14 protein-coding genes are annotated in these 10,603 nt (G+C 70.2%); 8 read left to right on the forward strand and 6 right to left on the reverse strand.

The genetic code is table 11. From position 1 onward, the window contains the following. Positions 1-58: 58 nt before the first annotated feature. From ACWDUM_RS20215 to ACWDUM_RS20230, 4 genes are read right to left on the reverse strand one after another with little or no spacing between them, the layout of a single operon-like run. Entirely contained in the window at positions 59-1,066 is a 1,008-nt protein-coding gene (locus tag ACWDUM_RS20215) for a heme/hemin ABC transporter substrate-binding protein (RefSeq protein ID WP_450135319.1), read from the reverse strand. Positions 1,067-1,086: 20 nt separating this feature from the next. Further along, the gene (locus ACWDUM_RS20220; RefSeq protein WP_450135320.1) at positions 1,087-1,770 is read right to left on the reverse strand and encodes a biliverdin-producing heme oxygenase; all 684 of its coding nucleotides are present in this window, start codon (positions 1,768-1,770) and stop codon (positions 1,087-1,089) included. Between the two features lie 51 nt (positions 1,771-1,821). Further along, the gene (locus tag ACWDUM_RS20225) at positions 1,822-2,259 is read right to left on the reverse strand and encodes a TIGR03668 family PPOX class F420-dependent oxidoreductase (protein ID WP_450135321.1); all 438 of its coding nucleotides are present in this window, start codon (positions 2,257-2,259) and stop codon (positions 1,822-1,824) included. A gap of 33 nt (positions 2,260-2,292) precedes the next feature. Continuing rightward, positions 2,293-3,210, reverse strand: coding sequence for an aldo/keto reductase (locus ACWDUM_RS20230; RefSeq protein WP_450135322.1), 918 nt, complete (start codon positions 3,208-3,210; stop codon positions 2,293-2,295). Positions 3,211-3,438: 228 nt separating this feature from the next. Here ACWDUM_RS20230 and ACWDUM_RS20235 point away from each other — a divergent pair, with 228 nt between their 5' ends. From ACWDUM_RS20235 to ACWDUM_RS20270, 8 genes are all read left to right on the forward strand, one after another. Further along, entirely contained in the window at positions 3,439-4,281 is an 843-nt protein-coding gene (locus ACWDUM_RS20235; RefSeq protein WP_450135673.1) for an undecaprenyl-diphosphate phosphatase, read from the forward strand. 24 nt (positions 4,282-4,305) lie between these two features. Then, positions 4,306-5,016 (forward strand): histidine phosphatase family protein, encoded by a 711-nt coding sequence (locus ACWDUM_RS20240; RefSeq protein WP_450113726.1) that lies wholly within the window; start codon positions 4,306-4,308, stop codon positions 5,014-5,016. Between the two features lie 65 nt (positions 5,017-5,081). Continuing rightward, positions 5,082-5,669 (forward strand): DUF3090 domain-containing protein, encoded by a 588-nt coding sequence (locus ACWDUM_RS20245; protein WP_450113725.1) that lies wholly within the window; start codon positions 5,082-5,084, stop codon positions 5,667-5,669. A gap of 3 nt (positions 5,670-5,672) precedes the next feature. Beyond that, a complete protein-coding gene (locus ACWDUM_RS20250; protein WP_450113724.1) occupies positions 5,673-6,506 on the forward strand; it encodes an SCO1664 family protein in 834 nt (277 codons plus the stop codon). Between the two features lie 62 nt (positions 6,507-6,568). After that, positions 6,569-7,810, forward strand: coding sequence for a cysteine--1-D-myo-inosityl 2-amino-2-deoxy-alpha-D-glucopyranoside ligase (gene mshC, locus ACWDUM_RS20255; protein WP_450135323.1), 1,242 nt, complete (start codon positions 6,569-6,571; stop codon positions 7,808-7,810). A gap of 144 nt (positions 7,811-7,954) precedes the next feature. Continuing rightward, complete coding sequence (locus tag ACWDUM_RS20260) at positions 7,955-8,233, forward strand: hypothetical protein (protein ID WP_450113722.1); 279 nt, start codon at positions 7,955-7,957, stop codon at positions 8,231-8,233. A gap of 161 nt (positions 8,234-8,394) precedes the next feature. Beyond that, positions 8,395-8,964: a type 1 glutamine amidotransferase domain-containing protein gene (locus tag ACWDUM_RS20265; protein ID WP_450135324.1), complete on the forward strand. Its 570-nt coding sequence runs from the start codon at positions 8,395-8,397 to the stop codon at positions 8,962-8,964. A 55-nt stretch (positions 8,965-9,019) separates the two neighbouring features. Next, positions 9,020-9,259 carry a hypothetical protein gene (locus tag ACWDUM_RS20270; protein ID WP_450135325.1) on the forward strand — a complete coding sequence of 80 codons (240 nt, stop codon included), beginning with the start codon at positions 9,020-9,022 and terminating at the stop codon, positions 9,257-9,259. Between the two features lie 34 nt (positions 9,260-9,293). Here the strand turns inward: ACWDUM_RS20270 and ACWDUM_RS20275 are convergent, their stop codons facing one another. Both ACWDUM_RS20275 and ACWDUM_RS20280 read right to left on the reverse strand, forming a co-directional pair. Beyond that, a complete protein-coding gene (locus ACWDUM_RS20275; protein ID WP_450135326.1) occupies positions 9,294-9,728 on the reverse strand; it encodes a hypothetical protein in 435 nt (144 codons plus the stop codon). Positions 9,729-9,889: 161 nt separating this feature from the next. Continuing rightward, positions 9,890-10,360, reverse strand: coding sequence for a DUF4383 domain-containing protein (locus ACWDUM_RS20280; RefSeq protein ID WP_450135327.1), 471 nt, complete (start codon positions 10,358-10,360; stop codon positions 9,890-9,892). Positions 10,361-10,603: the final 243 nt, after the last annotated feature.

Genomic DNA, 10,603 nt, shown 5'->3' on the forward strand with positions numbered 1-10,603 from the left:
ACGCCCGTCGCGCGCGGGCGGCGGGACGTGCCGGTGCCGGCGGTGTCGGTGGCCGCGGTCACTGCGTGTCGGTGCCGTACAGGGCGACGGCGAGGGAGTGCAGCACGTCGCCGGTACGGGGGCCGAAGCTGAGCAGCACGCCGTCCTTCATGTCGACCACCCGCTGGTTGCGGCCGGCCGGGGTCTGTGCGATGCCGGGGATCCTCGCCAGGCCGTCGAGCCCGCCGATGGAGTCCAGTCCGTTCGTCATCATGAGGAACACGTCCGGGGCCGCCGCGATCATCGCCTCGCTGGTGATCGGGGTGAACTGCTGGGTCAGCCCGGATGCGGTGCCCGCGTCGACACCTCCGAGGGCTTCGATCAGCGAGTCGGCACCGGAGCCGGGGCCGGCCAGCATGGTGATCGAGGTGCCCCGCATGTAGAGGAACGCGATCTTCGGCGCGGTGCCGTCGGTGGGGGCGAGCCCCTTCGCGGCGTCGATCTGCGCGGTGGTGCGGTCGGCGAGGGCCTTGCCCTGGTCGGGCACACCGAGCGCGGCGGCGACGGCCTCGATCTGACCGGGCACGCCCTCGAGGGTGCGGGTGGGGTCGAAGAACACCACCGGAATCCCGGCCGCCCGCAACTGGTCCTGCACCGCCCGTGGTCCGATGCTGGTGTCGGTCAGCACGACCGTCGGGTGAAGGTTGAGGATCGCCTCCGCCGACATCGAGTGTCCGGACGGGGTGATGTCCGGCACCGCCTCGACCGCCGGGAACTTCGCGGCGGTGTCTCGGCCGACGAGCCGGTCCCCGAGGCCGAGGGCGTACACCGTCTCGGTGAGGGTTCCGTACTGGTCCGCGGCGACGATGCGACTGGTGTCGGTGACCGTGACATCGGTCCCGTCGAAGCCGCGGACGGTCACCGGCAACGTCGACTGGGCGCCCTGCGTGATCGGGGTCGGGTCGAGACTGTCGAGGGTGGCCGTGGTCCGGCCGGATTGGCCGTCGGACGCGGCGGGGTCGTCGGCCGCGGAGCAGCCTGCGGTCACCAGCGCCGCGGCGACCAGTGCGACGGCCGTGCGGAGCATCGTGCGAGTGCGCAACGGGATCACTTGACCAGGTAGCTGTCGATGTCGTTCTCGAGGTCGGCGAACAGGGCCCCGTTGAGGTCGTAGGCGAGGTTGACCTCGTCGATCAGCCGCTGCTGGTCCTCGGCGGACAGCGGGGCGTCGTCGAGCTTGGCGCGGTAGTCGTCCTTGTACAGCTTGGGCTTCTCGATCCGGTCGAAGATGTAGAACCGCAGGCCGTCCGTGGTGTACCCGTAGGCGCGCTCGAGCATCCGGCGGATGATCTGACCGCCGGACAGGTCACCGAGGTAGCGGATGTAGTGGTGCGCGACGAACCCGGCGGGCCAGTCGAACGCGACCTCGTTGAGGCGGTCGATGTACCGCTGTGTCGCGGGCAGCGCGGTGACCTGCTCGCGCCAGTCTGCGCCGACCAGGAACTCGAGGTCCGCTTCGAGGGCGTCGGTGCGGAGCAGTTCGTCACCGAGAAAAGGTGCGACCACCGGATTGTCCGCATGAGCGCGCCCGGCCTCCTCGAGCGTGCGATAGACCAGGTACGTCTGGCCGATCAGCGCGGCGTGGGCGGCGGGGGTCAGTTTGCCTGCGAGCAGTTCCCCGACGAAACGGGACTGCTCGGTGCGTCGGTGGGCCGCATCGGTCTGCGTCTTGATCCGCTCGGCGAGGCCGGGTGCGGTCGCGGTCGCGGCTGCGGTGTCGAGCGCTGTCATCACTACCCCTGTTCATGGAAAACGATGTCGAAAAAGCGGATCTCCAACAGGTTAGCCTGGCCTTGCTCCGTGGTGCTCGTGGGCGGCCCATGACGCCCAGTGCCGCGGCCGAACGACGATCACCGGACCTCCGGGGGTATTCGCGTCGTACTGCGGATACTTGTCCACCAACGCCCGGATTCCGGCGTTCCCGACCGCCGAGGTGGCGTCGACCACGTTCGCGTCGCCGTCGACACGAATCCACCACAGTCGCGTCCAGTCCTCGTCGTACCCGTCCACCAGCAGACTCACCCGGCCGGTCGACCGGATGTTGTCGAGACGGCGAAGCCGACGCGTCGACTTCGGTTTGTCGTCGACAGCCGAATACACGACGTCACCGGCGAGGGCGAACACCACCGGCACCAGGTGTGGTGCACCGTCGGCGGTCACGGTGCCGAGAGTCGCCACCCGTGCCCGCGCGAACCTGCTCTGCCGCTCCTGTTCGTGCATCCAGACCAGGCTAGAACACGCCGCGGCCGGGAGTCAGGCGCTGACGTCGTCCAGCGCCGCAGCGATGGCATCGGGCAGTTCGAGCTCCTCGGTGGCGAGTACGCCGGTGTGCTGGGCGTAGTCGCGGGCACCGACGATCGCGCTCGCGACCCCGGGCCGGTCCCGCACCCACGCCAGTGCCACCGCCAGCGGAGACGCCCCCAGGCCGTCCGCCGCGGTGACCACGGCGTCCACCACCCGGGACGTCTCCTGGGTCAGGTAGCCGCTGACGTCGTCCGCGCCGGATTCCGAGGCGCCGCGGGAATCGGCGGGGATGCCGTCGCGGTACTTGCCGGTCAGAACCCCGCCCGCGAGGGGCACCGCGGCGAGCACTCCGACGCCGTGGTGCGCGGCGGCGGGCACCAGCTCGTCCTCGACGCCGCGGGCCAGCAACGAGTACTCGGCCTGCGTGGCGGTCAGGGGCGACACCGACGATGCGGTGGCCAGCTGCCAGCCCAGGTAGCCGCGCGCGCCGACGTACCGGACCCGGCCGGTGTCGACGGCGTGGGTGAGCGTGGCGGCGACCTCGTCGACCGGGGTCTGCGGATCCCATGCCGCGACCTGCCACAGGTCGAGGTGATCGGTGCCGAGTTCGCGCAGGGTCGCGTCGAGTTGCGTGAGCAGGGACCGTCGGGAACAGTCCACGCCGCCCGACCCCGGGTGAATCCCGCTGGTGCTCGAGATCACCAGATCGGTGCGGGGGATGACGTCGTCGAGCAGTTCGGCGAGGATCCGCTGCGCCGCCCCGCATCCGTAGAACGGTGACGAATCGACAAGTGTGCCACCGGCTTCGACGAACCCGAGCAATTGTGCCGCGGCCTCGTCCCCGTCGGTGTCCCGTCCCCACGACAGGGTGCCGAGACCGATCCGGGACACCCGTAGACCGCTGCGTCCGACCGTGCGCTGCTTCATTGTTCGACCACCACAAGTCCGGAAGCGTAGTGCCGCAGCGCTGCGCAGCACAGTGACTCGCCGGTCGTGCCCGCCGCGGGGACCCTCCGGTGACGTACGCCGCACGCCCGGCGCAGCGTGGCGAGGAGGTCCGCCGGGTACGGTGCAGTCCGTGATGCGTCGCCCAGCCACGTCGTTGGCCTCCCGATCGAAGACCTCTGCACCCGGCGACGGCGGGAGCACACGGTGATCGGGGAGTCCATGACCTGGCTGCAGGCGATCGTCCTCGGCGTGGTGCAGGGCCTGACCGAGTTCCTGCCGATCTCCTCGTCCGGCCACCTGCGGATCGTCTCGGAAGTGTTCTTCGGGGAGGACGCCGGGGCCTCGTTCACCGCCGTGACCCAACTCGGCACCGAGGCGGCCGTGCTGGTCTACTTCGCCCGCGACATCGGCCGGATCGTGATGGCCTGGCTGCGGGGTCTCCGCGATCCGGACAAGCGGGGTCACGACTACAAGATGGGCTGGTACGTCATCATCGGCACCATCCCCGTCGGCATCCTCGGGTTCCTGTTCAAGGACCAGGTGCGCACCGGTGCCCGCAACCTGTGGCTGGTCGCGACGATGCTGATCGTCTTCGCGCTGGTGATCGCCGCCGCCGAGCACTACGGCCGCAAGCAGCGGCCGATCGAGCAGCTGACCCTCAAGGACGGTGTGATCATGGGCTCGGCGCAGGCGCTGGCTCTGATCCCGGGTGTCTCCCGCTCCGGCGGCACGATCAGCGCCGGCCTGTTCCTCGGCCTGACGCGCGAGGCCGCCGCGAGGTACTCGTTCCTGCTGGCGATCCCGGCGGTGACCGCGGCGGGCCTGTTCTCGCTCCCGGACGCGTTCGAGCCGGCCGGCGAAGGACTGAACGCCAGCGGCGCCCAGTTGATCGTGGCGACCGTCATCGCGTTCCTCATCGGCTACGCCACCATCGCCTGGCTGCTGCGATTCGTCGTCAACCACTCGATGTACTGGTTCGTCGGGTACCGGATCATCCTCGGCGTCGTGCTGCTGGTGTTGCTGGGCACCGGTGTCGTCGCGGCGACCTGACCCGATCCGCCCTACTCTGAATCCATGACGGTGATTCTGGTCCGGCACGGCCGGTCGACGGCAAACACGTCGGGCGTCCTCGCCGGGCGTGGTTCCGGCATCGATCTCGACGAGCTCGGCCGCGAACAGGCGGAGTCCCTCGTCGGCAGGCTCGGCGGCCTGGACGTGACCGCGATCGTGCGTTCCCCGCTGCTGCGGTGCGAACGCACGGTCGCACCGCTTGCCGACAAACTCGGGCTGATGCCGGTCGTCGACGACGCGCTCGCCGAGGTGGACTACGGGCAGTGGACCGGCCGGTCGATCAAGGAACTGCTCGACGAGCCGCTGTGGAAGGTCGTGCAGCAGCATCCGTCGGCGGCGGTGTTTCCGGACGGCGAGGGGCTCGCACAGGTCCAGGCCCGCGCGGTGGCCGCGATCCGGGCCCACGACACCCGGCTGGCCGCCGAACACGAGCGGGACGTGTTGTGGGTGGCGTGCAGCCACGGGGACGTGATCAAGTCGGTGCTCGCCGATGCGCTCGGCACGCACCTGGACGGATTCCAGCGCATCGTCACCGAACCGGCGTCGATCAGCGTGATTCGCTACACGGCGACCCGGCCGTTCGTGCTGCGGATGAACGACACCGGCGCCGACCTGTCCGGTCTGGGCGGCTCCGGTGCCGCGAAGCCGGCCGGTGTCGGAGCGTCCGAGGCCGTCCCCGGCGGCGAGGTGGGAACCGCCGGAAAGGGCGGATAATGGGACCGGGCGGAGACCGGAACACGACCCGACTGTGTGACGACCCGATCACGTGGAGGTGCTGAATGTCCCGAGCGATTCACGTCTTTCGCACCCCCGACCGCTTCGTCGCGGGCACTGTCGGTGAGCCGGGGGACCGCGCGTTCTACCTGCAGGCGGTCCACGACACCCGCGTGGTGAGCGTGCTGCTGGAGAAGCAACAGGTGCAGGTTCTCGCGGACCGGATGGGCCTGCTGCTCGACGAGGTGCACCGCCGGTTCGGCACCGCGGTCCCGCCGCACGAGGCCGAGCCCAGCGACACCAGTCCGCTGGTGATGCCGATCGACGCCGAGTTCCGGGTCGGGACGATGGGATTGGGTTGGGACTCCGACGCCGGTGCCGTCGTCGTCGAACTGCTGGCGGTGTCCGAGTCCGAGATCGACGAGTCGGTGGTGCTCGACGACGTGGAAGAGGGCCCGGACGCCGTGCGCGTGTTCCTGACTCCGGAACAGGCCCGCGAGTTCGCGGTGCGGTCCGAACGGGTGATCTCCGCGGGCCGGGCGCCCTGCCCGCTGTGCGGCGAGCCGCTGTCGCCGGAGGGGCACGTGTGCGTACGGACCAACGGCTACCGGCGGGGTGCGACTTTCGCCCGCCCCGACGACGGCGAGAGCTGACCGTTGACCACCTCGTATCCAGACACCGGAGAATCCCGTTCCGACGGCGTCGACCTGCTCGCGTCCGGTGAGCTGACGGTCCTGGGCCGGATCGTGTCGGCGAGCAACGCGACCCTGGTGTGCGAGGCGACGGCGGACGGCCGCAGTGAGCGCTGTGTCTACAAGCCGGTCCGGGGCGAGCGCCCGCTGTGGGACTTCCCGGACGGCACCCTCGCCGGCCGGGAGGTGGCGTCGTATCTGATCTCGGAGGCACTGGGCTGGGGAGTGATCCCGCGGACCATCCTGCGCGACGGCCCCTACGGGCCGGGCATGGTTCAGCACTGGGTGGAGACGCCGGATTCGGCGGGTGAGCGCGGCGAACGTCTCGACCTGGTGGACATCTGCCCGCCGGACCGGGTACCGGACGGCTGGTTCCAGGTGCTGCTCGCCTACGACGGGGAGGGTGAGGAGGTCGCGCTCATCCACGCCGACGATCCGCGGCTGCTGCGGATGGCGGTCCTCGACGTGCTGCTCAACAACGCCGACCGGAAGGGCGGGCACGCGTTGGAGGGCACCGACGGATCCGTGTACGGCGTCGACCACGGCATCTGCCTGCACACCGAGAACAAGCTGCGGACCGTGCTGTGGGGCTGGGCCGGCCAGCGGATCGGTGGGGACCTGCTCGCCGACATCGCGGGATTCGAGCAGACGCTGGGCGGTGAGCTCGCCGACCGGCTGGCCGAACACGTCACCGTCGCCGAGGTGCGGGCACTGCGCGAGCGGACGCGCGCGCTGCTCGCCGATCCGGTGATGCCGCAGCCGAGCACGCACCGGCCGATCCCGTGGCCCGCGTTCTGATCTCGCCCGTCTGACCTCGCCCATCGGGGGAGCCGGATGACGCTTCGGATAGGCTCGGCAGCATGCAGTCCTGGTCCGACATCGCCGTTCCGCCCGTACCCGGTCAGGGGCCGCCGTTGCGGCTCTACGACACCGCGGACCGCCGCGTGCGGCCCGTCACTCCGGGCCCGACGGCCACGATGTACGTGTGCGGCATCACCCCGTACGACGCCACGCATCTCGGGCACGCCGCGACATACCTCGCGTTCGACCTGGTGAACCGGATGTGGCGGGACTCCGGACACGACGTCCACTACGTGCAGAACGTCACCGACGTCGACGACCCGCTGTTCGAGCGTGCGGAGCGCGACGGTGAGGACTGGGTGGTGCTCGGGATGCGCGAGACCGCGCTGTTCCGGGAGGACATGGAAGCGCTGCGGGTGCTGCCTCCGCGCGACTACATCGGTGCCGTCGAGTCGGTGAACGAGGTCGTCGAGATGGTCGGCAAGATGCTGGCCGCAGGCGCCGCGTACGTCGTCGACGACGCCGAGTACCCGGACGTGTACTTCCGTGTCGACGCCACCGAACAGTTCGGCTACGAATCCGGCTACGACCGCGAGACGATGGAGCGCTTCTTCGCCGAACGGGGCGGCGACCCCGACCGGCCCGGCAAGCAGGACCGCCTCGACGCCCTGGTGTGGCGGGCGCAGCGACCCGGTGAGCCGTCGTGGCCGTCACCGTTCGGTGCGGGCCGGCCGGGCTGGCACGTCGAGTGCTCGGCGATCGCACTGAACCGCATCGGTTCCGGATTCGACGTCCAGGGCGGCGGCAGCGACCTGATCTTCCCGCACCACGAGTTCTCCGCCGCGCACGCGGAATCGGTTGTGTGCGAACGCAGATTCGCGCGGCACTACGTGCACACCGGCATGATCGGCCTGGACGGCGAGAAGATGTCCAAGAGCCGCGGCAACCTGGTGTTCGTCTCGAAGCTGCGTGGCGAGGGCGTCGACCCGATGGCGATCCGGCTCGGGCTGCTGTCCGGGCACTACCGGCAGGACCGGGCCTGGACCGGTGACGTGCTCGCCGCCGCCGAGGAGCGGCTCGCGCTCTGGCGGCGGGCGGCGGCGCTGCCCACCGCCCAGAACGTCCTGGACACGGTCGCCCGGCTGCGTCAGCACCTCGCCGACGATCTCGACACCCCGAAGGCGCTCGACGCGCTCGACGGCTGGGCCCGCCGGGCCGTCGATCACGGCGGCTCCGACGCCGCGGCGCCGGGCCTGTTCTCCGACGCCGTCGACGCGCTGCTGGGAGTGACGCTGCGCTGAGGCGCCGCGGTGTCACCCGCCGCGTGTCCGTCGACGGGCCCCGGGTGCGCGGTCGAGACCGCTCCCCGGGGCCGCGTCGTTCATCGTGCACGCCGTTCGTCGGACACGGCGTTTGGCGGCGCGCGCACCGGGTAACCCGATGCCATGAAGAATGTGTGGATCGGATTGGTCATCGGAGCGCTCACCGGTGCGGTGGTGGGGGCTGTCGCCAACGCCGTGCGGGGCGCCGAACGCCGGGTCCAGGAAGCGGACTTCGGCACTCGCGCGCACGATGCGGCGACGAAGCTGGCGTCGTCCGTCGCCGAGTCCCCTGTCGGTGAGATGGGGAAGCAGGCCGGGCATCTCGTCGCCGACACCGCCCGCCGCGCGGAGAAGTTCGCGGAGGAGCACGTGCCCGTGGGCGGGAACCGTCGGGCGAACTGAGAGACCGGGTTCGGAGGACCGGCGTCGACCCGCCGCGCGCGACTGCGGCCTCCGCTCGTCACCGGGCCGAGGCCGAGGACCGCTCGCGGCGAGACGCGGGTACTCCATCGATGCCGTGCGACGCGGGAACGGGCCGCATCATTCCGACGCGAGGAGTGGTCATGGCGAACAGTCTGCGGGACAAGAGAATTGCCTTTCTGGTCGCGCCCGAAGGGGCCGAGCAGGTGGAACTGACCGAACCGTGGTCGGCGGTGTCCGACGCAGGCGCGTCGCCGGTCCTGGTGTCGACCCGGCCGGGACGGGTCCGGGCCTTCCGGCACCTGGACCGCGGTGCGTCCTTCCCGGTCGACGCGGTCGCGGGCGAGGTCCCGTCGGCGGATTTCGACGCACTCGTGCTTCCGGGCGGATTGGCGAACCCCGACCACCTTCGGACCGTGTCCGAGGCGGTCGACTTCGTCCGTGGGTTCTTCGACGAGGGCAAGCCGGTGGCCGTCATCTGCCACGGACCGTGGACGCTCGTCGAGGCCGGTGTACTGAGTGGACGCACACTGACCTCGTGGCCGAGTCTCCGGACGGACATCCGCAACGCGGGCGGCCGGTGGATCGACGAGCCGGTGGTGGTGTGCAGGCAGGCGCCGAGTGTGCTGGTCTCGAGTCGGAGGCCCGCCGATCTCCCGGACTTCTGTCGCAGTCTCGTCGAGGTCTTCGCCGCTGCGTCCGCGCCCGCGTGAACCTCCAACCCGCTGAACTTCTACCCGCCTGAAACATCTACCGGAGGTGCAACTCATGGGAACGTGCACGACGTGCGGAAACGACTATGACAAGGTGTTCACCCTGACGATGGGGGACAGGACGGGCACGTTCGACAGCTTCGAATGTGCGATCCAGGAGATGGCGCCGGTGTGCGCGCACTGCGGGTGCCGGATCCTCGGTCACGGTGTCGAGACCGGCGACGCCGTCTACTGCTGCGCGCACTGCGCCCGCAGGTCCGGGCACGACGAACTCGTCGATCGCGGTGCCGGCTGAGCCGACCTCAGGTGAGTCCGGGTGCTGCCGGCTGCTAGGCGTCCCGGTGCTTCGCGCCCGTGTCCGCGGCCCCGTGCTCGGTGGATTCGGGGTGCTCGGTCTCGCCGGATTCGTCGCCGGTCCGGAGGTCCGGATCGATCCCGTCTGCGCGTCCCCACTGGTCGTCGACCTCGGCACGCGCCTCGTCCGCGTCGGACCGGGTGGCAGCGGCCCGCTGCCGCAGGCGTTCGGATTCTGCCTGCTTCGCGTCCGCCTCGGCGCTCGCGATGCGGGCCTTGGCCGCGGTCTCGCTCGCGAGGGCTTCCTTCTCGCCGACATCGAACGACTGCTGACGCGCGTCGGCGCGGATCCGCTCGGCCTCCTCGCGCCGGCGTTCGGTCCGCCTGCGCATGAGCAGGACAACTGCCGCGGCGACGAGCAGCACCACGACGACGGCGACGACGATCCACACGATGGTTGCGGTGTTCATTTCGACTCCTCGTTTGCAGGCCCGCGACCGCGGGGCAGTTCCGAGTTCCCCGCTCGGGGGAGGTCGAAACCTCGGACGCCGCGGACACGGTGCGGACGCAGAACAGCTTGTCCGTCAAGGCTTCTCGTTCATCAGGTGTGGCCTGTTCAGGTGTGGCCTGTTCAGGTGTGGCGTGCCCGGTAGGCGCCCTGCCCGACGGCCACCCGGCCGAGAACGAGCCCGAGCGCGAGCATGCCGGCGCCGAGTCCGAGGTGCAGCCAGTTGTCCGCGGTGTTCACGGGCACGAAGTTCGCTGCGGAGTGCTGGTCGACGAGCATCCCGTACACCCACAGCGCCAGGTACACGATGCCGCCGCCGACGAGGAACAGTCGCGCCGCCGCGGCCGTGCGTGCCATCGCGAGTCCGGCGACACCGAAGATCAGGTGCACGATGTTGTGCAGCACCGACACGGTGAACGTTCCGAACAGGGCGGCGCCCGATTCGTGTCCGGCGAACGTGAGTGCGTCGTAGTTCGTCGTGATTCCGGGGATGAAGCCGAGCACCCCGACCGCAAGGAACACCCCACCCACCACCAGCGCCGTCATCTGGATCGGTGACCGTGTCAGCGTGGACTTCTCTCGTTGTGCCTGCATCGCCAATCGCCTCCTGCCTCGGGTGAGGGTGTCGGGGTACCCGAGGGCCGCAGATCCAAACCTGCGGAACCAGGCAGGGTGAGCGGCAGGCGCGGCGCCCGTCATTCGGTCGCCGTATCGCGGCGAGTACCGACTCTTCGGTATCGAGCGCGTCACGGACGACGACTGCCGAGTCCCGATATCATGAACAGGCAGCCCACGCCGCTCCGACGACGGAGCGACGACATCTGCGTGAAGGTTCGG

This window comes from Rhodococcus sp. NPDC003322, from assembly GCF_053589555.1.

Coding starts and splice junctions, on each gene's coding strand:
- ACWDUM_RS20270 (WP_450135325.1), top strand. CDS start 9,020: ATGGGAACGTGCACGACGTGCGGAAACGACTATGACAAGGTGTTCACC.
- ACWDUM_RS20260 (WP_450113722.1), top strand. CDS start 7,955: ATGAAGAATGTGTGGATCGGATTGGTCATCGGAGCGCTCACCGGTGCG.
- ACWDUM_RS20280 (WP_450135327.1), bottom strand. CDS start 10,360: ATGCAGGCACAACGAGAGAAGTCCACGCTGACACGGTCACCGATCCAG.
- ACWDUM_RS20225 (WP_450135321.1), bottom strand. CDS start 2,259: ATGCACGAACAGGAGCGGCAGAGCAGGTTCGCGCGGGCACGGGTGGCG.
- ACWDUM_RS20215 (WP_450135319.1), bottom strand. CDS start 1,066: ATGCTCCGCACGGCCGTCGCACTGGTCGCCGCGGCGCTGGTGACCGCA.
- ACWDUM_RS20265 (WP_450135324.1), top strand. CDS start 8,395: ATGGCGAACAGTCTGCGGGACAAGAGAATTGCCTTTCTGGTCGCGCCC.
- ACWDUM_RS20230 (WP_450135322.1), bottom strand. CDS start 3,210: ATGAAGCAGCGCACGGTCGGACGCAGCGGTCTACGGGTGTCCCGGATC.
- ACWDUM_RS20240 (WP_450113726.1), top strand. CDS start 4,306: ATGACGGTGATTCTGGTCCGGCACGGCCGGTCGACGGCAAACACGTCG.
- ACWDUM_RS20275 (WP_450135326.1), bottom strand. CDS start 9,728: ATGAACACCGCAACCATCGTGTGGATCGTCGTCGCCGTCGTCGTGGTG.
- ACWDUM_RS20245 (WP_450113725.1), top strand. CDS start 5,082: ATGTCCCGAGCGATTCACGTCTTTCGCACCCCCGACCGCTTCGTCGCG.
- ACWDUM_RS20220 (WP_450135320.1), bottom strand. CDS start 1,770: ATGACAGCGCTCGACACCGCAGCCGCGACCGCGACCGCACCCGGCCTC.
- mshC (WP_450135323.1), top strand. CDS start 6,569: ATGCAGTCCTGGTCCGACATCGCCGTTCCGCCCGTACCCGGTCAGGGG.